Source organism: Pseudomonas sp. PDM16, from assembly GCF_014851865.1.
Lineage (GTDB): Bacteria > Pseudomonadota > Gammaproteobacteria > Pseudomonadales > Pseudomonadaceae > Aquipseudomonas.
This window is the reverse complement of the sequence record NZ_JACVAM010000004.1, coordinates 64856-89745: the sequence shown is the minus strand read 5'-3', so window position 1 is coordinate 89745 and position 24890 is coordinate 64856. Positions and strand designations below refer to the sequence as shown.

34 protein-coding genes are annotated in these 24890 nt (G+C 61.9%); 7 read left to right on the top strand and 27 right to left on the bottom strand.

Going from position 1 to position 24890, the window contains the following annotated elements; genetic code table 11:
• Window positions 1–410: 410 nt before the first annotated feature.
• The 14 genes from IB234_RS15320 to IB234_RS15255 all read right to left on the bottom strand — a co-directional run bounded on the left by IB234_RS15320 (window position 411) and on the right by IB234_RS15255 (window position 12170).
• Window positions 411–1475, bottom strand: coding sequence for a hypothetical protein (locus tag IB234_RS15320; RefSeq protein ID WP_192319376.1), 1065 nt, complete (start codon window positions 1473–1475; stop codon window positions 411–413).
• Entirely contained in the window at window positions 1472–1753 is a 282-nt protein-coding gene (locus tag IB234_RS15315) for a hypothetical protein (protein ID WP_192319374.1), read from the bottom strand. The genes IB234_RS15320 and IB234_RS15315 overlap by 4 nt, the downstream gene beginning before the upstream one ends.
• Complete coding sequence (locus IB234_RS15310) at window positions 1754–2899, bottom strand: hypothetical protein (RefSeq protein WP_192319372.1); 1146 nt, start codon at window positions 2897–2899, stop codon at window positions 1754–1756.
• A 10-nt stretch (window positions 2900–2909) separates the two neighbouring features.
• A complete protein-coding gene (locus IB234_RS15305; protein WP_192319370.1) occupies window positions 2910–3338 on the bottom strand; it encodes a hypothetical protein in 429 nt (142 codons plus the stop codon).
• Window positions 3339–3377: 39 nt separating this feature from the next.
• Window positions 3378–3938 carry a hypothetical protein gene (locus IB234_RS15300; RefSeq protein ID WP_192319368.1) on the bottom strand — a complete coding sequence of 187 codons (561 nt, stop codon included), beginning with the start codon at window positions 3936–3938 and terminating at the stop codon, window positions 3378–3380.
• The gene (locus IB234_RS15295; protein ID WP_192319365.1) at window positions 3935–4579 is read right to left on the bottom strand and encodes a DUF6682 family protein; all 645 of its coding nucleotides are present in this window, start codon (window positions 4577–4579) and stop codon (window positions 3935–3937) included. The genes IB234_RS15300 and IB234_RS15295 overlap by 4 nt, the downstream gene beginning before the upstream one ends.
• A 3-nt stretch (window positions 4580–4582) precedes the next feature.
• The gene (locus IB234_RS15290) at window positions 4583–5137 is read right to left on the bottom strand and encodes a hypothetical protein (protein ID WP_192319363.1); all 555 of its coding nucleotides are present in this window, start codon (window positions 5135–5137) and stop codon (window positions 4583–4585) included.
• A gap of 50 nt (window positions 5138–5187) precedes the next feature.
• Window positions 5188–6132, bottom strand: coding sequence for a hypothetical protein (locus IB234_RS15285; RefSeq protein WP_192319361.1), 945 nt, complete (start codon window positions 6130–6132; stop codon window positions 5188–5190).
• Window positions 6133–6175: 43 nt separating this feature from the next.
• On the bottom strand, window positions 6176–7159 hold the full coding sequence (locus tag IB234_RS15280; RefSeq protein WP_192319359.1) for a hypothetical protein: 984 nt from the start codon (window positions 7157–7159) through the stop codon (window positions 6176–6178).
• A 136-nt stretch (window positions 7160–7295) separates the two neighbouring features.
• On the bottom strand, window positions 7296–7460 hold the full coding sequence (locus tag IB234_RS15275) for a hypothetical protein (RefSeq protein ID WP_192319357.1): 165 nt from the start codon (window positions 7458–7460) through the stop codon (window positions 7296–7298).
• A complete protein-coding gene (locus IB234_RS15270) occupies window positions 7408–9594 on the bottom strand; it encodes a hypothetical protein (RefSeq protein WP_192319355.1) in 2187 nt (728 codons plus the stop codon). The genes IB234_RS15275 and IB234_RS15270 overlap by 53 nt, the downstream gene beginning before the upstream one ends.
• On the bottom strand, window positions 9587–9940 hold the full coding sequence (locus IB234_RS15265; protein WP_192319353.1) for a hypothetical protein: 354 nt from the start codon (window positions 9938–9940) through the stop codon (window positions 9587–9589). The genes IB234_RS15270 and IB234_RS15265 overlap by 8 nt, the downstream gene beginning before the upstream one ends.
• Window positions 9937–11616 (bottom strand): terminase, encoded by a 1680-nt coding sequence (locus IB234_RS15260; protein WP_318652027.1) that lies wholly within the window; start codon window positions 11614–11616, stop codon window positions 9937–9939. Before IB234_RS15260 ends, IB234_RS15265 begins: the two co-directional genes overlap by 4 nt.
• Window positions 11613–12170, bottom strand: coding sequence for a hypothetical protein (locus IB234_RS15255; protein WP_192319351.1), 558 nt, complete (start codon window positions 12168–12170; stop codon window positions 11613–11615). The genes IB234_RS15260 and IB234_RS15255 overlap by 4 nt, the downstream gene beginning before the upstream one ends.
• A 130-nt stretch (window positions 12171–12300) precedes the next feature.
• Here IB234_RS15255 and IB234_RS15250 point away from each other — a divergent pair, with 130 nt between their 5' ends.
• Complete coding sequence (locus tag IB234_RS15250) at window positions 12301–12447, top strand: hypothetical protein (protein ID WP_192319349.1); 147 nt, start codon at window positions 12301–12303, stop codon at window positions 12445–12447.
• Window positions 12448–12536: 89 nt separating this feature from the next.
• Here IB234_RS15250 and IB234_RS15245 read toward each other — a convergent pair whose 3' ends face one another.
• From IB234_RS15245 to IB234_RS15195, 11 genes are all read right to left on the bottom strand, one after another.
• Complete coding sequence (locus IB234_RS15245) at window positions 12537–12914, bottom strand: hypothetical protein (RefSeq protein ID WP_192319347.1); 378 nt, start codon at window positions 12912–12914, stop codon at window positions 12537–12539.
• A complete protein-coding gene (locus IB234_RS15240) occupies window positions 12911–13417 on the bottom strand; it encodes a lysozyme (RefSeq protein WP_192320050.1) in 507 nt (168 codons plus the stop codon). The genes IB234_RS15245 and IB234_RS15240 overlap by 4 nt, the downstream gene beginning before the upstream one ends.
• 32 nt (window positions 13418–13449) lie before the next feature.
• Complete coding sequence (locus tag IB234_RS15235) at window positions 13450–13671, bottom strand: hypothetical protein (protein WP_192319345.1); 222 nt, start codon at window positions 13669–13671, stop codon at window positions 13450–13452.
• Between the two features lie 471 nt (window positions 13672–14142).
• Window positions 14143–15738: a hypothetical protein gene (locus tag IB234_RS15230; RefSeq protein WP_192319343.1), complete on the bottom strand. Its 1596-nt coding sequence runs from the start codon at window positions 15736–15738 to the stop codon at window positions 14143–14145.
• Entirely contained in the window at window positions 15739–16341 is a 603-nt protein-coding gene (locus IB234_RS15225) for a hypothetical protein (protein WP_192319341.1), read from the bottom strand.
• A 122-nt stretch (window positions 16342–16463) separates the two neighbouring features.
• Window positions 16464–16904: a RusA family crossover junction endodeoxyribonuclease gene (locus IB234_RS15220; RefSeq protein ID WP_192319339.1), complete on the bottom strand. Its 441-nt coding sequence runs from the start codon at window positions 16902–16904 to the stop codon at window positions 16464–16466.
• Window positions 16897–17553: a replication protein P gene (locus tag IB234_RS15215; protein ID WP_192319337.1), complete on the bottom strand. Its 657-nt coding sequence runs from the start codon at window positions 17551–17553 to the stop codon at window positions 16897–16899. The genes IB234_RS15220 and IB234_RS15215 overlap by 8 nt, the downstream gene beginning before the upstream one ends.
• Before the next feature lie 22 nt (window positions 17554–17575).
• A complete protein-coding gene (locus IB234_RS15210; protein WP_192319334.1) occupies window positions 17576–18397 on the bottom strand; it encodes a DnaT-like ssDNA-binding domain-containing protein in 822 nt (273 codons plus the stop codon).
• Window positions 18398–18548: 151 nt separating this feature from the next.
• Window positions 18549–18743: a hypothetical protein gene (locus tag IB234_RS15205; protein WP_192319332.1), complete on the bottom strand. Its 195-nt coding sequence runs from the start codon at window positions 18741–18743 to the stop codon at window positions 18549–18551.
• A gap of 27 nt (window positions 18744–18770) precedes the next feature.
• On the bottom strand, window positions 18771–19124 hold the full coding sequence (locus IB234_RS15200; RefSeq protein WP_192319330.1) for a hypothetical protein: 354 nt from the start codon (window positions 19122–19124) through the stop codon (window positions 18771–18773).
• Between the two features lie 88 nt (window positions 19125–19212).
• Complete coding sequence (locus IB234_RS15195) at window positions 19213–19419, bottom strand: Cro/CI family transcriptional regulator (RefSeq protein ID WP_192319328.1); 207 nt, start codon at window positions 19417–19419, stop codon at window positions 19213–19215.
• Between the two features lie 133 nt (window positions 19420–19552).
• On the opposite strand from IB234_RS15195, the gene IB234_RS15190 reads away from it, so the two are divergent.
• The 3 genes from IB234_RS15190 to IB234_RS15180 all read left to right on the top strand — a co-directional run bounded on the left by IB234_RS15190 (window position 19553) and on the right by IB234_RS15180 (window position 20796).
• Window positions 19553–20221 carry a LexA family protein gene (locus tag IB234_RS15190; RefSeq protein WP_192319326.1) on the top strand — a complete coding sequence of 223 codons (669 nt, stop codon included), beginning with the start codon at window positions 19553–19555 and terminating at the stop codon, window positions 20219–20221.
• Entirely contained in the window at window positions 20218–20421 is a 204-nt protein-coding gene (locus IB234_RS15185) for a hypothetical protein (RefSeq protein ID WP_192319324.1), read from the top strand. The genes IB234_RS15190 and IB234_RS15185 overlap by 4 nt, the downstream gene beginning before the upstream one ends.
• A 126-nt stretch (window positions 20422–20547) precedes the next feature.
• The gene (locus tag IB234_RS15180) at window positions 20548–20796 is read left to right on the top strand and encodes a DUF1654 domain-containing protein (RefSeq protein WP_192319322.1); all 249 of its coding nucleotides are present in this window, start codon (window positions 20548–20550) and stop codon (window positions 20794–20796) included.
• 504 nt (window positions 20797–21300) lie between these two features.
• Here the strand turns inward: IB234_RS15180 and IB234_RS15175 are convergent.
• Entirely contained in the window at window positions 21301–21708 is a 408-nt protein-coding gene (locus tag IB234_RS15175; protein WP_192319320.1) for a hypothetical protein, read from the bottom strand.
• A gap of 158 nt (window positions 21709–21866) precedes the next feature.
• Between IB234_RS15175 and csrA the strand changes: the two genes are divergently transcribed.
• Window positions 21867–22052, top strand: coding sequence for a carbon storage regulator CsrA (gene csrA / locus IB234_RS15170; RefSeq protein WP_192319318.1), 186 nt, complete (start codon window positions 21867–21869; stop codon window positions 22050–22052).
• A gap of 263 nt (window positions 22053–22315) precedes the next feature.
• On the opposite strand, the gene IB234_RS15165 is transcribed toward csrA, so the two are convergent.
• Window positions 22316–22774: a GIY-YIG nuclease family protein gene (locus tag IB234_RS15165; RefSeq protein WP_192319316.1), complete on the bottom strand. Its 459-nt coding sequence runs from the start codon at window positions 22772–22774 to the stop codon at window positions 22316–22318.
• Window positions 22775–23416: 642 nt separating this feature from the next.
• Between IB234_RS15165 and IB234_RS15160 the strand changes: the two genes are divergently transcribed.
• Together IB234_RS15160 and IB234_RS15155 are read left to right on the top strand one after the other, a co-directional pair.
• Window positions 23417–23725 carry a hypothetical protein gene (locus IB234_RS15160; RefSeq protein ID WP_192319314.1) on the top strand — a complete coding sequence of 103 codons (309 nt, stop codon included), beginning with the start codon at window positions 23417–23419 and terminating at the stop codon, window positions 23723–23725.
• 343 nt (window positions 23726–24068) lie between these two features.
• Window positions 24069–24878 carry a RecB family exonuclease gene (locus IB234_RS15155; RefSeq protein WP_192319312.1) on the top strand — a complete coding sequence of 270 codons (810 nt, stop codon included), beginning with the start codon at window positions 24069–24071 and terminating at the stop codon, window positions 24876–24878.
• Window positions 24879–24890: the final 12 nt, after the last annotated feature.

Sequence of the window (24890 nt, the reverse complement as noted above, 5' to 3'; positions counted from 1 at the left end):
GCCAGGCAAGCCACCGAAGCCTTGACCGCTGTGAACGATTGCCGGCGCTTGGTAGTAGGACGTATTGCCTGACTGTCCCGATGTCGGTGACGCCGACTTGTTACCCGGAGCGCCACCGGCACCAATGCGGACACTCATCAGCCGCTGGCCGAGCGTGACAAACGCCTGCGTATATTCGGACCGCATCCCCGCTGCACCTGAGTTCAGGTAGTAGAAGGGGTCCATGCCACCGCCGCCACCGCCGCCACCCACCTGCTCGATCGACCATCGACCAGGCCAGGGCACAGCGAAGTTTGTGTATAGCGTGCCAGTGGCATCGACGGTGCCAGTAACGCCAAACCCTCGTGCCGAGTCTACGGATCCGACCGTCATGCCAAGAGGCTTTGGCCTGAAGAACACTCGACTAAGCATTAGGCCACCCCAGAGTCGACAAGCATCGCGTAGATGGAGCTCCGGCCAGGCATGCGATAGAACATCAGCAAGTCGCGCGAGCCTGTCGCGTTGTTGAGCGTAGGAGCGCCGCCACCGCTCCAGACTGGCGTCAGTGCTGCGCCGTCAAGCTGAAACGCAACTGTCTTCCGGCCACCTCGCAACAGCTCAACGTGCCAAGTAGTCACCTCAGTGGCGCTGACTGGCACGCTGGTAAAGTTGAGGGTCAGTGCGCCAGTCGCATTGGCTGCGTCCATCGACGCTGAGAAGAACCGCCCTTCACCGATGTTGAGCTCTACGGTTTGAGCTGCACTCGTCGCCACTGCCCCAAGATTGGTTACCTCCTGGCCAGCGCCGCCTGATGAGCTCTCAAGTGCCTCAACTCGAGCCGGTAGATCAGAGATTCCTAGCGCCTCAAGGGCGGTCACCTTCGTTGCGCCCAATGAAAACTGGCTCGCCGAGGTGTGCCCGAATGCCCAGTCTCCATAAACCGGCCCAGCACGCAGCTGCCGCTCAAATACGCTAACCACATCGCTGGAGCCCGATACCGGCCGCGCGATCTGCCGCACCGCGGCTGAACTGTACGGGAGCACCTGCACGATGCCTGGCAGACCATTCGGGGCACCTGGCGTGCTTCCCCCGTAGCCATAGAGCCCAGCGGACAGGGTTAGATCGTTCAGGGTCGAAAGCATCCCGTTGACCAGCGCGGGCGAGCCAATCCCGAAATCGCCTCTCTTCAAGAACTCCGCAGCCGTACCGGCAGTGAAGCGCGCTTCGATCAGCGTGCCATCCGGCCAGACATACGCCCCGGACAACTCTTGGTTTCGCTCGATGGTCAGTGTGGCGCCCGAGCGAGCGGTAACCTTGACGATCTCCCAGCGCACCTCATTGCCGTTGGCATCGAAGCCCACCAGTGTCAGCAGGAAGAACTCGCCGGCGGCCAGCACCGGCATCCCTGCAGCACTGGCGACCACCAGCACCGTGACCGAGGCATTGATGGCGCCAACCAGCGCGGAAGCATAAGTGTTGATGTACAGCTGCTTCATAGGTCGCGCACCTTGCAGGTCAATTCGTCTTCGAAGATCTCGCCGCCGGCGGTCTGGACCTTCACGGTGATCTTGTAGGAGCTACCGTCCTCGCCCTCGCTGACCCAAAGGCGCACGCGGCTTCCATTCACCAGCGTTGGCACCACCACCAGGCCAGCCGGGTCCACGACGCAGGACATGACGGCAGATACCTCGTCGCCGTCATCCAGCGCATCCGCATAGGTAATCGACTTGCTCAGTCGCTCCGCAGGCTGCTTCGGAAAATTCCCAAGCTTCATTCATCGTCTCCATTCACGGACTGATTCCGGCCGAGAGAACGCGCGCTCGACATCAGGTCGGGCAAAGGTCTCTTCGGCGGGGTCTTCAGCATTGGGGTTGAGGTATGCGTCGGACTCGGCCAGAACCTCGATAACGGCCTCCCCGGATATCAGCCGGCGACGCACGCCCGTGGCCTCCATGTCCAATGTGATCCGAGTAGAACCCTGTCCAAGCGCCACCCGGGCGCCGTCCAGCTCGGTGTCGATACTGGTGATCGATGCAGCCAACTGCGGGAAGGTGCGCTTGTAGCCCGTTGCCTGAGCAAGCAGCGAGAGCACCGCCCTGCCTTCGCCGCGAACCAGAATGGCCCCGGCAGCTTCCGCCAGTAGCCGCACCGCCGCGCTGCCTTCAAAGCGGCGCTTAACGTGGAAATCGCAAGCCATGCCGAGGGTTGTTACTGCCTCACCAGCCAGCGTCGGCTTGATCAGCGAACCGCGGCCGACGCCCTGCAGCTCGAAATCCAGCGAGCCGATAAAGGCCTGCCGGATCATGCCGCCGTCCTGGGCAATCAGGGCGATAGGCGCAGCCCCCGCAAAGCCGATGTGCCGCACCCCGCCGGCATCGATATGGGAGGCTTCCAGGCCGCCCTCCATCCGGATCGGTGCAGCGGCGGCAGTGACCCGGCGAATTGCAGATGCAGCTAGACGTCCCTGCAGCCCCGTCTGCGCCGTACCGCTGCCGACCACACGCTTGGCGCCGTCCAACTCAACCTGCATCGGTCGGATAACGGCGCTGCCCTCGATAAAGACGACGCCGACGTGCCCTTGCAGCTCCAGCTCGATCAGAGCCGCACCGAAGCCCTGCACTACCCGGGAGTAGTACAGATCCGCTCCGACCTCGAGCACCGCGTGCCCGACCCCGTTCCGGACAACGGTCTGCGCAAGCTCAGCTCCCAGCGAGTGCTCCCATTGGCCATCGGCATGGCGGATCGCACTCGCAAGGAACTCACCCTGCAGACGCACCGCGGAATCACCGGCACCATGCACGACTCGCGTCGCAGCAAGGCTGGTGAGCACCTGGGCGACTGCCTGACCCGAACCAAGGACAGGCAGGCGCCTGCCCCCATTCAGCCGGCGTCGATTGAGTGCAGAACCGTTCAGGCGCACGGGCTACCCCTTAGCGGGAGATCAGGCGCAGGGCGCCCGGAATCGCCGAGAAGATATCGGTTGGGTCGATGTTCTTCGGGGCGGTCAGCGGTGCATGCGCCCACATGTTGCCGCCAGTTGGGGCATCCCAAATGCTGAAGTGGGTAACCTGCACCGTTGCCGCGCCATTGTTCGCCGGGAAGTTCAGCGTGTTGGCGTTGGTGATCTGCTTGCCGCCGCCAGCCTCGTCCGCGGATGCGGTCCACGCGGAGGACAGCGGGGTGCCAACGGTCTGGCGGACATAGGCCGGCCAGGCGACCACGCCTACTTCGTTCGGCAGCGCAGCGTCGGTCGGGTCTGCAGTGTGCAGCGCCACATAGAAGCCGGAAGGCATTGGTAGCTGAGTGCCACGGAAATGCTCGAGCAGAGAGGATTCAAGAAAGTTCGATGCAGCAGACATAATCGGCCCTCCCGGGCTGGATTGGATTGGGTAACGCGGTCAGACGAAGCGCGGGACCTGCATCTGCAGGCTTCCACGCTGATGCCCAGCCGTGGCGAGGTGCCTCGCTTCGGCTTGAGCAGAAAGGAACTTCATGCTGTAGAAGTCGGCCATGGCCGGGTCGCGCCATGGTTGGGGCATGAGGAAGAGCTGATAGCGCGCACCGTGCAGGACTGCCTCACTCCAGCGGGCCAACAGCGCGGCCGGCATGTCACGCCCCAACGCAGGTCGGCAGACAATGCCCCCATCCAGTTCGTCAGCGGCCGGCGAGACGTGAAAGGCGACAGTGGCGGCAGTTGGCTGCCAATAGTCGATGCCCGCGCGAAGCTCCCGAACGCCGTCCTTGAGCCGGAAGATGCGCAGAATCTCTGCGCCGGGGGCCGCCTCGATCTCCGGTTCATCGGAACGTGCACCCACGACAACCGGACTATCCGTGTGCACCCAGGCATTTCCTTCGGCACACAGCTCGCGCTGAGCCCAGCGCAACTGATCCCGCAGGGTGGCCAGAGGGCAGCCCGGGAACTCCGGCTGCAGGAGCTGACACAGGTCCGCGATCTTCATACCGGGGCCTCCGCTACAGCGCCGCCCAGGGCAACCACGAAGGCGCCGTGGTGCATGTTGGCCCGCGCCATGTTGGCCTGGTGCTCGGCATCCTTGCTGAAGGCGCGGAACAGCACGTAGTCCACCAGCACTGGGGCGTAGACGTCGGGATAGTTGAGCAGCTCCGTTGAACCGTCCGAGGCCTGCGCCGCCCCGTGCGGCTGTGGCGGCACGCTGTAGATGATTTCCAGGCGAACCGCATCAGTCGCAGGCGGATACACGTAGAACCGCAGCGGATCGGCTGCTGGCTCGTAGATGTAGTGCTCGACCGTTATCGAGGCTGGCTCTCCATGCCACCCGCGTCGGGCCGCATCCAGGGAAGCCCGCGCAATGCCCATAACAGTCATCCCGCCAGAGCCGGGCGCCGTGTTCCTTACGACGTCCAGCAGGCGAACAGCACCGGCCGGCAGGGACTGACGAGTACCCGAAGCACACGGGAATTCGGTCGTGACCGCTCCCACTTCCGGACGCAGGGCAAGCACCGCCAGATACCCCTCGTTGAGCCAGTCCAGCAGCTCCAGGGTCGTCCAGCGGATACCCGCGCCCTTCTCCTGCAGGACGCGCCGCGCCCTGCTCAGCACCTGGCCGACGGTGGCTGGCATGGCTTAGTACACCTCTTCCATGTGGCTAAGCTTGGCTAGCTCCGGAGTCCAGACGAACTCTCGGCCGTTCTCGCGGTTGCGCAGCAGGCGGTTGGCCGGTGCCGGCTCCTCGTCGAACCAGTCCTCCTCTTCCTCCTCAAGCTCAGGAGGCTCTGGCAGAACCTCCAGCGTTCCGGGAGTCGTTTCCAGCAGCAGCCCACCTACTACGGCGGCGGGTACAGCCGTCGGTGCAGGCACCTCGGCCACCGGTTGCCCGACTGGCTCCTTGGGCGCGATTTCGCCCTGGCCGCCAAGGTCGGAGGGCTGTTGCAGCGGCTGGCTGGTGTTGCCACCCTGCTGCTCCTGCTGCTCCTGCTGCTCCTGCTGCTGCGCATCGTCCTGCTCTTGGTCGGCGTCGGGATCCAGATCGGCGCCGAGGCCCGACAGCACGTCAGCGCGCAGATCCTCCAGCTTGCGGCGCTTGTCCAGATCAATGCTGAGCTCGGCTTTCACCAGCGCTTCCAGCTCGTCCTTGGTCTTCGCAGCTTTCACTGCGGCGATCAGTTCTTGCTCGTTCATGGATGTTCTCCGGATGAACGAGAGCCGCCCAGGGGCGGCCCCCGGGCTGCTTAGCCTTTGGTTGCGTACAGGTGACCCATCGCCTTCGGATCGATGCACTTCGAGCCGTAGACGTTCAGGCCGCGCACCAGCTTCCCGAAGTCCTGCGGGTTGGGCAGGGTCTCCATCTGGGTCATCTGGCTGGCGAAGGTCAGCGCCTTCTTGTGGCCGAACTGGATGTGGGTGCACTTCTTGTTGCCGGCAGCAACGTCGTTCACCACCGACAGGTTGTTGCTGTTGTAGACCGTGAAGCGGTCCAGCACGCCCAGTTTGCCGTTACGGATCACCGACTGGGCATCGCCCATGATGCCCGCGTCGCGCAGGTCGGACTTCTTCAGCATGCCGGACATCCAGGCCGGCAGGATGATCCAGCGGCCGGTTTCCGGCACGTTCTGCTCATCCAGTACAGTCGCGCAGTCGACCAGCAGATCCAGCACGGTGGCCTTGGTGACGACCACCGGAGCACCCGCGGCGCCCAAGTTGAAGCCGCCACTCTTGGCGCCGGCGTTGATGCCCGAGTTCTCGGCATGCGCGTCGGCATAATGCTTGGCCAGCAGGCTGGTATCGATGGCGATCTTCATCTGCTCGCCGCCATCGTCGGAAAACTCGTCCATGAGCTTGATGTCGGCCTGGTAAGCGTCGACATCGTTGACCTCGAAAGCGAAGTACTTCGCCTGGTCAATCTGCAGGGTCACCTTGTCGGAGGTCGGCTTCTCGTAGGTGAGGCCGCCACCGATCTCGTAGTCCTTGATGACGATGTTGGGCACGGTGCGAATTTCCACCGAGTCGCCCTTGCTCTTGATCTCGCCCTCGTAGTCGGTGTTTGCGATCTCACCGAAGACAGTGGCGGAGTAAAGTTTTTCGACCAACTTGCCCGACCAGATAGCCGGAATGAAACCGGCAGAGCTGGTGGAACTTACGTTGGGGTGACCTGCAGCACGGGTAGGACCGGCCATGGTGTTTCTCCTGTGTTACGCCTCCCGGCGTTACTGGGCCGCGTTATGCGGTGATGCGGCCCTGTGTTTGGGCGGCGAAGATGTCGGCTTCGAGTGCCGCCGCGTCAGCCGGGGAGTACCTGCCCTGCGCCTTGTCCTTGTAGAACTGGCCGATATCGGCAGACGTCCAGATGCGCTGCTGCGACGACGGCTGAGCCGTGTCTGGGGCAACGCGGCTGGCTGCCGGCTGGACCTGCTCCGGTGGGATTTGAGGCGTTTGAGGTACTGCCGGCTGGGCGGCGACCGGGTTGGTTTGCGTGAAGGCGTTGAACAACGCGCCCACGCGGTATGCACTGAGATCCTTCTGCGCACTCTCCAGCAGTTGCTGCCGCGACTGGCCGGTAATCGAGTCGATCTCGGCGAGCCAGGCATGGAAGCGCGGGTCGCTGTTGATCGCTTTGAAGTTGGGCACTGCCTGCCCCAAGTCCGTCCAGAATCGGGCGGTAGCGTCCTGCTGCCGCTCTTCCCGGTACTGACCGACCTCCTCGCGCAGGCTGGTCAGCTCAGCGGTGTCTGCCGGCGATGCCGGCGCGGCCGCTTTGGCAGCGATGCGTTGGATGACGGTGATCAGTTCGGGACCGAATTGCTCCAGCTCTTCCGATGACAGATCGGCGATAGCCTCTTGGGCACGCTGCGGAGCGCTTGCAGCAGGCTGCGCCTGCCTGGCGTCCTGCAGTGCCCTGGTGAGTTCGCTGACCTGGCGCTGAAGCTGGGGGACTTCCGCGGTGTACTTGCCATTGATGACGTTGAAGCGGTGCTGCCAGTAGGTGGCGTCCCGGGTTTCAACGGCCGGTTGGGCAGGTTCCTGCGTTGCCGAAGGTTCCGGCTGCTGTGCCGGCTCAGCGGAAGCGGGCTGTACGGGAGCCGCTTCATCAGCGGGGTTCCCAGCCTGCTCAGGCTGATTGAGTGCGGCAATAGCGGCTGTGGCGGCCTCGGCTTGGGCCTGGATGCTGCGGGGTAGATTGGTGCTGGACATGCGTTTCTCCATGGTGGTGAGCCGGCACTTGCCGGGGTTCACAGGTAGTGGGGGTTGCGGGTTCTCCGGCCATGGCCAGGGCCGGGAGCGCGCCCACAAAAAAGCCCCCGGGACGAATCCAAGGGGCTTTGTTGTGAGGGCTGGTGAATCACTGGAATCGCTTGAGGTTCTCCCGCGCCTGCTCGATATCGTTGAGCAGCTGCGTCAGCGCCTGCGACTGTCCTTGCAGGCGCGCGATCGATTCAATTCCATGAGTGGCTTCAAGGTCCGAACGTGCCGACTCCCTGCGTTCGCGGATCAGCTGCAGGAACATCTGCCAATCCGGATTGTTGTCCGACTGCAGGCGCGCTAACGCCTGATACAGGGGAAGGGAGTGCGCCATTGATTGCTCCTTTCAGGGTTGCGGCGCGTGCGCCAAGGTCAAAGAGAATTTCCTGGGTTTCCGCGTGGGTCTTGTCGGCCTGCGCCTGCTTGACCTCGATCTCGGCACCGGCTTTCTCCTGCTCCAGCTGCGCGACTTGCTGCGCCTGCTGGCCGGCCTGGGCATTCTCCTGGGCGATGCGTGCGGTGATCTCCTCGTCGCTCGGCACCAGGCCAGGCATGTCGAGAATCTCAGCGACGGCACGGAGCAGCTTCGCCCTGCCCTCCACGCCCAGGATCTGCATATCCATCGGGTTGGCCGTGGCCGCCAGGAACTGCTGCCGCATGGCCTGTGTCTGCTCGCGCTGCAGCATCGCGCTGGCCCCACGCGCAACCACTCGGCAATCACCCTTGATCGACTGATCGGGCGAGTAGCGCATGTTGAACAGCCATAGAGCGTTGATCACTCGACGCACCAGGCCGCGGTCGATATGGCGAATCGCATCCTTGATGCCCTTGTTGGCCGACTCCATGAGCATGGACAGGCCGCTGGCGGTGTTGCCCGCGCCGCCGACCTTCTCGCTGCCGTAGATGTAGCGCGGGATGTTGGTGGCATCGTCGGCCCGGCGCTCCCACTCGCTGTACACGGTCATCAGCTCGCCAGCCATTGAGGCCGGCTGAAAGAAGCGAATCGCCGGCGACGGCGTGGTTTGGCCTGGATGGGACTTGGTGCGCCAGCGCTTGAGCGGGAACATCTCGTTCGGATTCTCGCCGGGCTGCAGACGGGCCTCGTCGATCTCTACCTGCGGGCCAGACGAGAACGCCATGTTGTTGGCCTGGGCCCGGGCCGTTGCACAGCACATGTCCTGCACGTCGCTCATGAGTTCAGGGATGGCCATCCCCCAGAATGAGCCTGGCACCAGTTGGAAGCTGGCCTTGTGGTACGGACGCTTCCCCAGCGGGTTGCGATTGATCACGCAGCGGATGACATGCCGGCCGATCAGGATGGCGTCGATCTCGTATTCCGCCAGCGCGTCGGGCACCTGCTCCGGCGACATACCCCACTGCAGCAGCATCAGGCCCTGCGCGCTGCCCCAGTAAACCAGGCCCTCGATGGTCTCGCCGTGGTTGTTGAGCCAGTCACCGCTGCGGTCCTCGATCACAGCACGCTGGCTATCGACCGCCAGCCAGTCACGCAGACCGCCACGGCCGTGCTCCAGCAGCACCTGGCGAATCGCGCTGTCGGAGTACCCCGGCACGCCGATCAGCTTGTTCAGCTCGATACGGGTGAAGCGGACACGCTCGATCAGATACGCGCCGTCATCGACGTCGGCCGAGTCGGGCGACGGGTAGATGTCGTAAGGGCTGACGCGCTCGAACTGCGGCTTGATGGTCTCGGTTTCGATCAGCTCCCAGCCCTGCCCCCACACCATGTCCGCAGCGCGCTTGAGGATTGGCCCCTTCATGACCGCAACCGGGTAAGTCGCGAAATCGTCGATGAAGGTTTCGAGAGCCTCGTCCCAGCCGCCCTCGGCCAGTTGGTCGGCGATGACGTTCTCATGAGCGTCAGCAGCAGCGCGGGCGCGCTTCTCGACCTCCTCCAGCAGCATCGTCTCCAGGGTCTCCCTGGTGAGACTCTGCGCAGCCTCCGGGTCGCCCTGAATGCGTGCCATCAGCGACTGCTTGAAGGCCTCCAGCACTTCCGGAGGGATATCGGAAACCGGCGTCGGGTCCAGCCCCCAGGGCCGGCCGCTGGTGGGCATCAGGATGTCGCGAATCCAGGCGCCAGCGGCGCGGCACTTGGTGGTGGTCAGCTTGGGATACAGCTCGCTCCCGCCCTGGGCGCGGATCGCCATCAGCTTGTCGGCGGGATAGATGCCCTTCTGACGCTGCCCGCAGTCGATCAGGCGGCGCTCTACCTCCTGCTTGGCAGTCTTGGCAGCCTCGAAGCCACGGCGGATATGCGCAGCCAGGGAGCTCTCAACGGCCTCCCGACGGCGCTGATCATCCAGGCGATTCTGCTCGGCCTGCTGCTGGGCAAGGAGCGTGCTGGCCGGGGTGAACCCCAGCAGACCCATGTCACGCATGCTTCATACCCTCGTAGACAGCGGCCACCTCGGCCTGGCGACCCTGCCGGCGCATCCAAGCCGCGTGACGGATGCCATGCAGGTTGTCGAACAGAGCGGCCATGTAGCCGGCCGGGTCGGCAGCGATCTCGCGCAACTTGACCAGCAGCTGCACACCGAAGCCGCCAGACATGTCGAAGGACAGGCGGACGGCAGGCTCCTCGCCGGAAACCTCGCGCACCATCACCTTCTCGATCTGCACGGCCCCGACGTCCGCCCGTAGGCGCGTCGAAGGCACGGCGAACGGCGAGACCTTGGTGGCGACGAACACGGCGATTTGGTTGGCGTCGACGTAAATCTGGCTCATGTGTGTGCTTTCCAGCGCTGCTGCTGGCCTTGTTGAATGTGGTTTGTGCTGCTGCTCGGCAGCGGCGTGCCGGTGATGCCGGCGAACTCGAAGATTCCGCAACGGGCCATGGTCTCGAAGGCCTTGGCGCCGTGGCTCGCCCAGTCGTGGCGCGGGTAATCCTTGTACCGGCCAAGCTTGGTGTCCCACTCCTTCCGGTAGCTGTCGAGGCAGTCGATCAGCCTGTCGACGCCGCCGCGCGAAGTTTCGGCCGGTGCTTCTGCCTGGTCGTCCAGCGTGGTCTCGGCGAACCAGCAGAACGGCAGGAACGAGCGGACGGCCTGAATACCCTCGGCGTGGCTGCTGATCCGCGGTACCGGGTCCTCGAAGCGGATGCCGTGCTTCAGGGCGACGTCGTAGCGCGACTTACCGGTGCCGATCTCGCGGACGGCCAGGTCGTGCGGCCCGAAGTGCTTGCCGTAGATGTAGCCCTTCTTCTTCAGCTCGATGGCGTAGTACTCGATGCCTTCGCCGCTGTCCTCGAGGTAATCGACGATGTGCACCTCGCGCCCCAGGATCTGGAAGAACACGATGGACATCGCGTCGTTCATGCCGAGGTCCCACGCGGTATGCACTGGCAGCGCAGGCGTGAGCTTGCACTTGGAGGTGATCCGGCCGTTCTTCCGCAGCCAGAGCATCTGCTGCGCGTAGTAGGCGCCCTCGACGCTCTGCGCAAACGCCTCGTCCGGGGTGGACGGGTATTCGCGCTTCATGTCGTCGTGCAGGGTCTCCGCCTTCTTGGCGTACCAGGCCTGCTGGGCCGCGCTGGTCCGGATACCGAACTTGGCATCCAGTTGGGCGAAGTACTCGCGCATCCACTGCGGCACCGCAACGTCCACCGGGTCGAGCTTGTAGGCCGACTCCTGATGCCACGGGAAGAAGTGGAACTGCCAGTCCATGACGGTTGGTTTCTTGCCCCTTGCGAGCAGCGCCCGGGCGATCTGGGTGTAGTCGAAGAAGTACCCTTCGCGCCCCTCGGCGGTGCTTTCCAGCGTGACCTGATTGCCCAAGCCGACCGCCTCAAACGCACCGGTGACGATCTCCTGGGCCTTGTCCGGGTACTTCCGGCAGATCTTCCCGAACTCCGACACATGCAGGCGCTGCAAGGTGTCGCCGCGGTAGCTGGTCGATACCTGAATGCTCGATCCGTTGTCGAACACGTAGCCCAGGTCCTTGTCGCTCTTGGGCTTGGGGAAGCGCAGGCCAATCAACTTGAAAATAGCCTGCCAGGTGCTGTCCTGAGCCAGCTTCTCGTAGGCCAGCCGGATCTTGTTCCGGTAGATGTCCTTGGCGCTGTCCAGGCGGTGCGCGATACAGCCAGCGCTGAAGTTGGACGTCCAGAGGCAATCATCCAGGGCGTCGATCATCTCAAACGTCGTGAAGCCCAACTGGCGGGCCTTCAAGATGATGTCCCGGCAGTGGCCGTCGATAAAACGCTGACGCTGCGCGGCGTTCGGTCGGAACCTCCTGACCTTACCGTCCTTGTCCTTGATGCGGTACAGCGTATTCAGCCGGTACCACTTGTTGTTCAAGGCACGCACCAGCAGCTTCTTGCCCTTCAGCTGCTTGAGTCGGTGCAGTTCCAGCAGCTCCTCGCCTTCGCGGACGATTTCGGCGCGCTGCTCCCGGGCGATCACTCCTCGGCCACCTCGTCCAGCAGCTCGTCCAGGGACTTGCCGACCTTCTCGGTGCCCTCGTCGTCCAGCCCGTAGGCCTGACGCTCCAGTCGAATGGCGCGCTCCATGGAGGTCGTGGCGTTGCCGAGGGTCTTGCCGGCGTAGTCCAGCGGCAGGTCGATCTCTACTACCCCGCCTCCACGCACCTGCACCTTGATCTTGCCGGCCTCCAGCTGCTTCTCGAGCAGCTCCATCAGCTTGTCGGCCAGGCCTCGGGCTCGGCGGATCAGCTTCTGGTGGTCCTGCACGATCGATGCGCCGACCAGGGCAGCGTTCTCGACGATCTCGGCGTCGGTCTCGGCGCTCGCAATCTGCTGGGCGGCGGCGCGGTTGGTCTTCTCCTGCACGCGCTGGCGAATCTGGGCGGCCAGGTCGCGAGCCCACTTGTGGTCCGCGGCGCGCTTCCGTACGCCCGCTTCAGACACGCCGTGCATACGGCTGAGCTCGCGGTTGCTGTAGACGCCTGTTCGGTAGTCGCGCTCGACCGCGACCCAATCAATCCGGGGTCTGGTCATGTTCATAGCGCCTCCCGGCGCGCGGATAGTTCTATCTGGTAGTTCGTACCCTCTAACGGGGTCGAATTGAGCCCTTTTCGGCTTGAAGCATGGTGAAACTTCCGGTGTTCAACTCACTAGGAGCAACACCATGCACAAACAACTCGCTCTCGCGGCCTGCCTCGTACTGGTCATCATCACCGCGGCCGGCGGCTTCCCGTGGCTGCTGGAACATGCGATGCAGTTGATCACCGGCTGCCCCGACCACCTGCTGATCTGCCCAGAACAGCGTCGATGAGGCCGGCATGCCGGCGCTGGCATTCGAGGTACAGGCCCGAAGTCGCCACGTCCGCTAGGGTCAGCTCGGCAGGGTCTGCGGTACCGTCGTCAGCGACCGGCACTGGCTGCAGCTCCGGGCATAGCTCCAGCAGGCTCTGGTCGTAGCTCGCCGGCACGGGCGGAATTGACCTGGCGCATCCAGCTAGCAGGAATGCGGCAATCAGGGTCCATCGGTTCACGGACGATCTCCTGGCGAGTGCGCTGGTAGATTGTGGTGTTGGTGACGCGGATGCCGCCGATGGCCTCGACGGTCTGTTGCGCGACCTTGGCGACCAGTTGGCGCGCCAGCTTCTCCTGCGCCTGGTCGGCCCTCAGCTGCGCGGACTCGTCGTAACCGACCTTCCAGGCGTGCATCTGCCAACCGAAGGCGCTGCAGAGTGCGGCCAGGCCGACCAGCACCAGGGCGCGCAGCAGTTCGATGTTCATCGGACGCACAGCTCCGCCTCAGCTCGGCGGCGGCTGTGCAGGCCAGGAACGAACACCTTGCCGGTGGCGTTGGTGACGTAGGCCCACACGGGCGCCCTGCCATCCTCGGCCCAGGCCAGCGCCTTGCAGCCCTCGGCCAGCCTGCCGGCGTTGATCAGCCCGACAGCGCGGCTCGCGCAGGTACTGGGCACGCCGAAGTTGTGGGCGTGGCTCGACAGCGCGTCGAAGGTGTTCTGGCTGACGGGACGATGCAGACAATCGGCGAGCTTCAGTTGGCCCTTGCTGACCACCATGCGCTCCACTTCCTCGCAACGGGCGTCGGACCAGTAGTCGCCGACGACCACCGGGTAGGGGCTGGTGTGCTTGGTGATGCCCTTGCACACGGTCGGCAGGCCTCCGGCCAGCTTGTCCGGGTAGGCGACGTTCTGGCCCTCGCCCTCCCAGCGGCCGAGGAAGTCCTGCAGCTGGGGGCTGAACAGAGCCAGAGCGCCAGTCGCGATCATGCCGGCGACGACGCTTACCGCCTTGGTGCGGCTCACTTGGCGCTGCTCCAACTACGGAGCTTCTCCCAGTACTTCGGGACCAGCAGGCCTATCTGCAGAACGAGATACAACAGCGTAAGCGCCGTGATCCATTCCGATGGCGTCATGCCAAACAGCATTGCGCCAGACACTGCAACAGGCGGTGCGGCTTTCGCAGCCTCGATTGCGACATCATGAGTGGCGGACAATTTTGCACTCCTGGCGTTGGTGCCCATGGCCACCTCCGCGAAAGCAAGAAGCCCGCGCTTGGCGGGCCTCATGAATAGGTGCCGGGCGAACCCGGCGGTTTACGCGTCGTCTCCCGACGATGCCTGGCGCGTCTCCCGACGAGGCCAGAAACACAAATGCCCCGCGTTCTGCGAGGCCCTAACAATCCAGTGCTGTCTCTCCAGCTGTCCGCCGAAGGCATCCCAAACGCCGGCACCCTGCTGCACCGGTCTCGTCTGATCTACCTCGCACCCGACCCGAGTATCCGTTGGTGAAGGCCTGCGCGGGCTGCCAGTGTTTTTCGTGACACCCCACCGCTGGCTGGGGGCGTCCGGGTTCCCCCCAAAGGGCCACCCCGGCTGTGGACCGTAGTTTCGCCCATAAAAAAACCCGGCTCAGTGGCCGGGTTTCCGATGTGCTTCTGTCTCAGCGCGTAGCTTTGGACAGTGGGAATATCGTGCCGAAAGTGGCACATGAGGTCAAGAGTCTGAAGGCAAGGTGTTTAGCGCCTCAATAACCACTTCATGCATCCTCAGAAGACCACCTACGTCATTTGCCCATCGTTTTCTGTTGTGCTTGACGAGCTGATTGATTTGAGTTTCCAAATCGTCCAACTCATCAAGTATCTCCGATGGAGGATAACCTAGACCCGCGACTCTACCTGCCAATACTTGTTGAAAGACGAAGCTCATAGTTTTCGCATCCGCCTGCTTTGCAACTGCCTCCGCCACCACTTCAAACATATCAAACTTACCAAAGTGATGAGCACGACAGATATCTTCAATATCATTAACGGCACAGTAAATAATTTCATTCAGCTCAATCACGCTATTAGGAAAATCACGCGAAATATCGACCCTAACCTTGGGCGAAATCAGATCAGACACCCAACCCGCATCAAACATCCCAAAATCTGAATGCGTAACGACAACACCATAAAATTTATGACCTGCATAATCACTCAGCGATGCCATAAGGTTCGCGGTTCGGGAGATTTGAACTGGCGCCTTATTAAAATCTTGCTTGAGATGATCATTTAAAGTCCCCGGCTCAGCCTTTGATCGAACAATTGGCCCCGGCTCAAGTGCCTTACATTCAACCACCAATACCGTATCACTTCCAATCAGAACGAAATCAGCATTTTGTCCGGCCCAGCCATTGGCTCGATATAGGGCATTGACTGCCGTATCATCAAGCAGAACTCCGTCCAGCCGCGATAGAAGCCTCCCCACATAGCTTTGAAAGTCCGGCCCGAACTTATCTTTGAATCCACTCTTTAGTACTTTTTTCATTAATTCCGGCACGAACTCAGCCATTCCAGATAAGAACAGCGTGTGATCGACAGCTAATAGCCTGCTCTCCTCAATAAACACAGGCTTGCTCCTGAGAGGCGTGTCCTGAAAATACTCTGACACAGGGGTATCGCTCAGAATGTGCGATGCAAAGAAAGCCGGCAGATCTGCAACTCTCGTCCCAATCAAGCGAAAGTAGTTAAAGACCTCTTGCACTGCAATCCCAGGGCATACATGGAACAGCAATGAAACAAGGTTTATGTGCAAAGCAGTGAGCTCATGAGTGCGAAACTGCAAATGAATCAGGAACGTAATCAAGAAGAAATTACGCAATGATACGCCTGTTATCTTGGCGAACTCTTTTGTATACCAGCCACCCCGGGAGGCAAAAAACATTCTTTGGCGAAGAATCTGTCGCAGCAAATCGAGCTCAGATCGCTGATACCAAGACTGCTGCATTAACATCGGCCTGACTTCTATCATAATATTTGAATTACTGAAGTCGACCGCCAGATGCTGCAAATTATATAGCCGAGTAGCAATATCGGAAAAAACTGGCTGTGTGATTACTCTCTTCCCGCCCGGGCCGGTCAACGCAAGCTTCAAGAGAAAAAACTGAGCCCAAGGCATTCGCATGAGTACAGCTCTTTGATTCTCCTTGGGCATCGCCAGACCCGCGACTAAAGCCTCAATCACCGAGACATGCGTGAATCTCGCAAGCTCCTCACGTATTAAGTTGATCTCGCGCTGGTAACGTGTCAGCGAAGAGTTCTGGTCGTCCATCTATGCGGCACTCCTTGTTCCGTTCTCGTACTGTAAAACGACACTCAGTGGCTGTAGCGCTCGTCGGTCCAGCATATCGCACACCCTGAACAGCTCCTGCACGATCCAGCCCCACTCTCGGGACCAGTTGCGCCGGTCGAGGATCAGGCCGTGCCGATCCTGCAGCCAGCCGCGGAACAACCTGGGCGACTCCAGCGGATCAGGATTGCCCATTCCGCCCTGCACCATCCGCCGATATCGGTAGAGCACGCCGGAAGCGACCCAGTAGGCCTCGCGCTGTTTCTCCTCGGCCAGCTGCTCGCGCTTCCACCACGACTCCCACAGCAGCGCCAGAGCAACCTCCTCCCAGTTGTTCGATACGATCGTGCTCACCTCGGGCGCGTACAGGTTGTGCCCGAAGCACTGCAGCTCGACCGGCAACGACGCAATGGCCGCTTGGAACCGGCCGGCCAGCGCCTGGTGCGCGATCTGGTTGAGGCTGTTGTCGAACTCGGAGAACTGGACCTGCCCGTAAACCGAGCGGTCGACGAGGTTCTCCAGCATCGTGATGCCGCCCTGGTACATGCAGTCATGCCACGCCTGACGCGCACTGATCAGTCTCATTCTCCCCCCAAACTGCGCGTAAATCGCGCAGGTACAGCCAAACCAAAAATCCTGTTCGCCTACTGCCACGCCTGTTAGCCGGCGTTCGCGGGGGCGCACCGCGGTGTTGCGCACTGTGCGCATTACTCGCCGTTGTAGATGGGGATGATGCGGACCTTCACGCCTGGGGTTTCGGAGTAGCGACGACGGTAGGCGCCGTCGGTGTTCTGCACGTCGTCGCGCCATACAACGCCGTTACAGCCGTCGCAGATGGCCTTGAGCACGTTGTCGGTGTCGGGCTTCTTCATCGGCTTGATATCGCCTGCCAGGGCGAGCGCCTTCCGCTTTTTCGACATGGATTGCGGCACGCCATGCAGGATCTCCAGCTCGATGAACGCCGGGCCGGTGATCAGCTCGCGGCCTTCCATGGCTTCCTGAGCGGCGAACGCTACGAGGCCCTCGTAGGCCAGAGTCTTGGCTGGCGTGAACATGCGCGCATGCAGTCCTACACGGCCGATACGCGGGCGCCCCTTGCCCTGGGGCTCGCCTGGTACGGTGAACTCGACGGGGCGGTTGTCAGACATGCTTCGCCTCCCGCTTGATTCCCAGCGAAGCCAGCAGGTGCTGCCGAGCATCTGCCCCACCGGGAATGCCCTGCTGCAGCATGCGCTCCTGCAGGCGCTGCTCCTGGGTGGCGTCGACAGCAGCGACCTCGGCGCACAGACCGCCTCCCTTCCCCACCAGAAGCTTCGGTGGTGCTGGGAAGTGCTCCCCCGCCAGAACGGCCTTCATCGCGCGCTTGTAGGCGCTGGCAAAGGCGGTTTCGTGCCGAGCTGCTGGGAGCTTGCGCCACACCGGGTGATTGAGCTGCCGCCATGCCCAGTAGGTGGCTGGGTGCATCACGGATAGGTTGCGCAGATCGGCCGGCGCGGTTTCGTAGCGCAGCACCTGGGCGTAGGCCTCGTCCAGGGACGGGGCGCCTATTGCTTCGGGATCCGGATTGCGGCACAGCTCGAGGAACTCGGCGGGAGCAGTTAGCCAGACCATGGTGGCGCGCAGACGGTCTAGGCCGAACTTGAATTGCGCCTCGCTGAGCTGGCGAAACTCTCGGACAGCCAGGTACTGAGCCTTGGCGATGTTTACGCGCTGCTCGGTGGGCCATGCCTTGCGGAACGCGAATGGCTTCAGCGAGTGCATTTCGGCGAACAGCGTATTCGCACGCTCGCTGAGCATCTGCTTGCGCTGCTGCTTCGCCTCAGTCGTCAGGGATGACGAGGCGCTCTGCCCAGCTGGTGTTGAGCAATTCATCTTCGAGACTACCTTGTCCGCTATCACGCCCGCCTTGGCTTTGTTGTCGGTTGGATTCGGCATAGCGCACCTTGGTGATGAGTCGTTGAGCCAGTTCGTGCTCCCACTGGCCTTGGGATTGGTACTTGTCAGGGCGGTTGATCCAGTAGCTTCGGAACTCCCGCAGGTCTTCTTCGGTGAGTGGCTGCCTGACAGCGTTACGAACGCAGGTGGCTTTCCACCCCCTGGGGGTTGGCTCCCAGCCGTCATGCATCGGGAATCGGCCGTCGATTGGCGCAGGAGGAGGAGTAGGAAGACCGGATACCGGAGGTGTGCCCACTTTTCCGGTTTCACCCCCTCCCACTTTCCCGCCCTCTTCTTTCAGCAAGTCCCCGTCGTTACTGGGCTGCGGACTGCCCGCTTGCCTGCCCGCTTCATCTGCCCACTTACTGCCCACTTTTTTTCGGACGGATTGATCCCGTGCAGCCAGCGGAAGCTCGAAAACAAGGCGCCTCTCAGCCTGGTTAGGGCCTAGTAGTCCTACCTTCTGCAGCCAGGCCAGAGCGCGGCGCAGCTCCTTCTCGGAGGGCTCGCCACCCTTGATTCCCTGGTGCGGCTCGACATAGAGCTCCTCGGCGATGGACTTCCAAGAAACACCCCGTTTCACGCCTACCACGCCGCTGGCGTAGTCCATGAACGGGCGGAGTCCGAACACGTAGATTTCGCGGGCCAGCATCGGCAGGCCTCGCAACGCTTCGCGCTCGTCCTCGTTGATCTGGTACGCGGGCATTCACCACCCCAGGTCCAGGCCGATGGCTCCGGCCGGCTGGTAGCGGATAAGCGCGTTGTCGATGTGATCCATGAGTCTCCCCAGCAGGGGCGAACACCGCCCCGAGTAAAGCGCTGCCCTCCCGGTACCGGCGGAGGGCCACGCTCAGCTATCAGCCTTTCACCAGCTCCAAACGGCGGCCGCCCAGGGCCAGCGAGTAGAGCTGCTGCTGCAGGTTCTCCAGCGCCACTGCCATCAGGGCCTGCTGCGGAGTGCAGCCACGTCGGGCCGCCTCTTGCTGCAGCGCCTGCCGCTCGGTGTCGCTGAGCTTGCTCAGTGCCACGTCACACACTTGGTTCGAGAACATCGTGTTCCCCTCCTGTACGAGGCCCTGTCAGGCCGTTTTCAGTTCGCCGACACTCGCAGCCAGGTTCTGCTGAGCGAGCGAGGCCAGTAGTTCACCGATCTGCTCGGCATCGAGCTGCTCACCACGGAACAACGCCGCCAGCACATGGGCACGCTGCTGCACCAGAAGCGCCGCCAGGATCTGCTCCTGCTGGCCGCCCTGCTGCAGGCGGTGACCGATGAACATGCAGTCGCGCGCGTAGCCGGTCAGGTTTTCGGCGTGGGACAGTCTCGACGCTGCGATCAGCTCGTCGCGGTCGGCCTCGCACACACGGACCTTGATCGTCTCGGTCATGTGGGTGCCCTCCGCCTTCCGGCGGCGGTCTTCACGGAGTTTCACCATGGGGATTCCTCGGGGGTTGGGGATGGGGAATGCAGCAGCGCCAGGCGAGCGGTTAGCTGGCCTGGCGCGTAGGGAAATGGCGCTGGCGTCACGACGCCAACTGCTGGTCTGGCTCAACCTGGGGCTGGGCGGCAGACTGCCGCTTGACCTTGCCCTTAGTGAGTTGCTCGATCTGATACTGCCGAAGCTCTGGAACGTCCTCACCCCACATGGTGATGGCGCTCGGGCTGATACCCAGGGCTGCAGCCAGCTTCTTCTTCGAACCGAAGTGGTCGGCTGCTTGTTTCGTCTTCATCGCTGTTTCCTCATTGGGAATGCGTGAATTTCAGCACACTTAATTTCCGCTCGCAACAAGGGGCCATGAATTGCGCACGCTTAAATTAAGTTTCCTTAACCTAGAGGCCTGTCCAAGTCCCGGTCTCACAGGCATGAACCAGAGCGAAAGAATTCGTAGAGCTATCGAGCTCAGTGGGAAGAAGAAAGGCGAGATCGCAGCAGAGTGCGGTGTGAAACCGTCCGCCGTAACGCAGTGGATCACTGGCGAGACAAAGGCCCTAAAAGCCGAGAGTGTGTTTGCCCTAGGGAGGGCCACAGGATTTAACCCGGAGTGGCTTGCTACCGGCACCGGACCGGAACGTCTGCTCCAAGAGGATACTAACCTCGCGCCGATGCTCCAGCCGTCTCGAGCATCGAAGGAGTATCCAGTCATCAGTTGGGTTATCGCCGGCGAACGGGCACACTCCCCTGACAACTTCGCTCCCGGCGTCGCCGAAGAATGGCTTACATCCACTGAAAATGCTGGGTTGCACGGCTATTGGCTGATCGTGAAAGGTCCGTCCATGACCTCTCCTACCCCGCCAAGCTTTCCCGAGGGCACGCCGATTTTGATCCGGCCGGAAGGCTTCGAGCTGGTCAGCGGCAAGTTCTACATTGCTAAGCACCGTGACGGCGAAACCACATTCAAGCAGTACATCTATGATGGCGGGCGCGAGTACCTGGTCCCGTTAAACAAAGACTTTCGCCAGGTCGAAATGGATGACGAGTGGGACGTCATCGGCCGAATTGTCGACATGAAAGCGCCTAGAGGAACACTATGAATCGAAAGCTCCTCTGGGCCTTCATCGGCGGCTTTTTGACTGGAGTGGTGGCGGTTTTGCTGGTACAGGCCGCGCCTCCCAAGACGTGGGAGGAATGCATGGTCGAAAAGATGGATAGCGCCCGCACCAATAATGCCCTGCAGATACTGGCCCGAGTTTGCCGAACTAAGTATCCGACCTCTATTGCTCCCAAGACCTAATCTAGAGCCGCTTAGGCTCTAGCCCTATGCGACGCCCCGCCACAGCTCTCCTCCGCCGACGCGGCTTGAATTTGCGAAGCTCGTCACGAGATACTGTATATTCATACAGCAAAGGAGGGCCGTTGAATGGCACGCAAAGCAGTAGCAGTACTCCCCCCTTCTTCCTTCGAGCTCCTGGCGCGCCGGATCCAGCGACAGATCATGTCGCCCCGCGCTCAGCTTGAGCGTCAGGACAACATCCATCGGATGGAGGATGAGCTAGAGGAGGACTGGGCGCTGCTGCTGGAGCAGATCGGTGAAGAGGAAACAGTGACGATGACTCATCGTGAGGACGGATCCGTGCACCTGGCCTGGCTCGCTCCCCGCGCTTACTGACCACGCAACAACGAACTTGCCCGCCATTTGAGCGGGCTTTTTTTCGCCTGATAAATTCAGCGCACTTAAATACTTACTTAAGCCTGCTTGACTCGATAATTTCAGCGCGCTTAAATTCGCCCAAGCTTGGGGCGACCTGAGCCAGGCCGAAAGGCCGCCGCTCTTTAAGAATTCAGACTCCCTCCGCAGTCCCGACAGGCGCAGTGCATCGCACCTGAGCGATGGAGGTTAAACATGACTGCTGATCGCTGGGTGAGCCCCAGCCCATGCCCGGCTCTGGTTACCGGCCGGCTCGACCGTTCGTGTTCCGCGCTCCCTCTTCGAAAGCGCGCCACGGATCGCGAGCTGCTCCGCTCCCCCATGGACTCTCAGGGCCTAAGACCGGCCGCTACTGGGGGCCAGATGGGAGCGCTGATAAGTGATCGCCAAGCCCACCGTGGCGAGTAACGGGGGCACGCAACACCGATTTCCTCGATGCCCTTGGAGACAGGGGCATCCGGGAAGTCAGCCCAGGTGGGATTTCCGCCTATCTCTAGCCAGGGCCCGAAGGGCATCCCCATGGCTGTGTCGGCGCTTCACCTTGGTGTATCGGAACAACAGGACTGACCCGGCTGTTAGGAATAGCAGAAGCATCCTGAGTGCATGGGCGGCCAACTCAAGCGAGCCATTGATGCGGCTGAATCCAAGAGCCATCAGGAACAGAACAATGCCGAAAAACACCAGCTCAACCGAAACCAAGAGAACCGAGGCACGCATCAGGCGATCCGTGCGAATAGCTTTCGTGGCGAGCCTGGTAATCGCTCTGGTGATACCGGAAGCCGAAAGGGCCTTCATCACCAGCAGCACAGGGAAGTTGGTAATGCGATTGGCTGATGCGGCCACCCTGCTGGCCATCTTCTTGAGCCTCTCCAACGCATTCCTCCTCGACCGCCGCCTAAGCCGCCGAGTGTGCTGCACCCCGGACAATTCAGCCAGGAGGTAAGAAAGCTCCCTCCTCTTGAAACCTGAGCTATACCTACCTGCGCAGCGCAACGCTGCCAGGAGCTTCATCACCGAAAAGGAGATTCACCATGCTGCTACTCACCCGTCGTATTTCCGAAACCCTGGTCATTGGCGAGGGCGAACAAGTCGTCCGCGTCCAAGTCCTCGGCATCAAGGGCAATCAGGTCCGCATCGGCATCGAAGCGCCGAAGGACGTCCCGGTCCACCGCGAAGAGATCTTCGACCGCATCCAGGCGCAGAAGAAGAGCGCCTGACCCCAGTTCCCCCCGCCTAGTCGGTTCGGGGGCGCCGCCCGGGCAGCTTGGAGCTGCCCTACCTGCAAGGGGCTGGTCACCTCGGCATTCGACCCCGATTCACCTGAGAGGGCGTATCGGAGAGCGACCCGGCTGGCGGTGCGGCATGGGTGTCCAGCCGCTGGCCAGGTCGTTCTCCGATGCGCTTCCCCGCATCACTTTCCCATCAGCGACCCTTTGCCCCGCTAACCACGGGGCTTTTTTCATCTAATGATGAAGTCGGACTAGAGCGATACGGGCTGCGAAACAGCGGCTATGCGCTTCTGGCGATTTCGGGGAGGGTTGAGCTCTCCAATGAGGAAGGCTTCAAGGGCTAGAGCGAGGTATGCCGACTCTCGCGGAAAGCCAATTGCCCCAATACTGTTGACTTCCAGCCAATTCGGCTTCGGCATGTAATGATCTTTCCCCTTGCTCGGGTCCCGCATTACTACATGATTGATCAGCCTCCTAGAGATGCCTCGATCAATGTAGCGGCCGCCTCCTTTGGATGCGCCGAGGCCGATATAGACCACCTCGCCACCGGTATCGAAGAGAGCGTAAACCCCGCCTTTCTCGTAATGAGGCAAAGATCCCTTCCACGACCAGCCATGCTTCCATTCGGGCTCAGACTGCCCCGAAGCATGATCCCAATGGCGCTGGAAAAACTCTGCGGAAAGTCTGATCAGATCCTGAATGTTGGCCATTACTTACCTTAGAAAGCTGTCACAGCAAGTCGATGAATATTCACGATCTACAACCCTGAATTCGGCAACCTGCTGGCCGAGAAGTAGTAGCCCGTAACGCCACCGATCAAAGTTGTACAGAAGGCCATTATCTCGTGGAAGTAAGGGCTTCTCGCGATACCAAAGAGCCCAACCATAGCTATCGCGGACAGCACTAGGACAATTGATAACACTGGCTGAGCGCGGTTCGTGAGGCGATAGGTCATAGAGTCTGTTTTCCCCAGTCCGCCGCAGACACCACATGCGAGACCGGAGTACTGCCGCCCTTTCCTCAGCTCGTTCTTTCGGATGCAAACAGCACAGCTGTCACCCCCGGCTGAGCTACAGGTGCCGCTACCGGCGCAATGAGCACATTGATGAAGATTGTCGCTGCCAACGCTCAACTTCTACTCCTTTAAAAGCCAAGAAATCACTGAAAGCCGCCTGCCAGCTTTGCGCTGGCCTGTGGGCGAGGATAACACCAGCAACCGCAGCGGCGTCATGCCCTCCCCGCGCCTTCATTGACCCTGGTCAGCCAGACCAACCCGCCAGCACCCAATCGCGCACCAAGAGGCTGTCGTGAGGGAGTTGTGCTGCCGGCGGAAATCACCAGCGAGGTAGCTCATGCAAACATTTCAAACTCTCGAGCAGCTGGTGCATGCCGCGCTCGACAGCCTGGACCCTGAAACCATTGACCAGTATGCCGAGCACGTAGCTGACAACTACGACCGCGACCACCTTCGCGAGCTGGCTCTGGCATTCATCACCGGCGATGACACGGTCAGGGCTCTGGCGCTGATGAAAATCGCCGGCCGAATCGATCGACAACGCGCCGAATTCACCGAGTTGGAAGCCCTACGCCGCATGCGCAAGCTCGAAGAGCATCTGGATGCCCTGGACGATCTGGACGCCGAGTTGAGGGGTGCAGCATGACCCCTGCCCAGATCCGCCAGGCAGTTCGCCTACTGGCCGACCTCGGCTACACGACGGTGGCCCAGGTCATCGCCGACGGGAAGATGCTGCGGGAAGTGCGTCGTGGATAACGCCGCGTTCTACCTGTGCTTCCTGATCGGCATGGTGCTGTTCTCCGGCGAGCCGAGCCTGCTGGACGCCCTGGTCTCCAGCCTCGCCGCTACAGCGTGCACGCCATGACCAGCCGGCAGCGCGTCCGGCGCTCTCTCCTCTGGCGCAGCTTCGGCAGCGCCCTGCTCCTCTTCACCGCCTACGTCGTCGCTCTCAGCCTTGCCGACTACATCACCGCGACCTGAGACCAGCCATGAACACCATCACCACCGTGCGGGCCTCGTCCTGGGGCTCGCTGTTCGACTGTGCGTTCAAGTGGGAGGGTGTGCACCTTCTCAAGATCAAATCGCCGAGCAGCCCCCGCGCCCTGCTGGGAACAGCCATCCACGCCGGCACGGCCGTCTTCGACGCTGCGCGCATCGCTGGCCAGGACGTGTCACCGGATGACGCTGCCGACGTGCTGGTCCAGACCCTGCGGCAACCGGATTTCGACGTCGACTGGCGTGGCTCCGATATCAGCCTGCGCGAGGCTGAGGCCACCGGCTTGGCCCTGCATATTCGCTACTGCACCGAAATCAGCCCGCGCTACGAGTTCGTGGCCGTGGAGCTGGAGACGGTGCCGTTGGAGATCCAGTGCGGCGGCGGCCAGATCGTCAGGCTGACCGGCACGCTCGACCGGGCCCGCATTCGGCGCTACGGCGAAGGCGTCGGCATCGCTGACGTGAAGACGGGCACCGCAGCGGTGACCGCTGACGGCGTGGCCAAGACCAAGGGCCACAAGCCGCAGATCGGCACCTACGAGCTCCTCTATGAGCACACCACCGGCCAACGCTGCACGGCGCCGGCCGAAATCATCGGGCTCAAGACCAAGGGCAAGGCCGAGGCCGCTACCGGCGAAATCATCGGCGCCCGCGAACTGATGGTCGGCAACGAGAACCACCCCGGCCTGATCGCGTTCGCGGCGGACATGTTCCGCACCGGCCTCTTCCCCCCGAACCCGCAGAGCAACCTCTGCAGCCCCAGGTACTGCCCGCGCTGGGCGACCTGCCCCTATCACGACTGACCACCCAGGAGA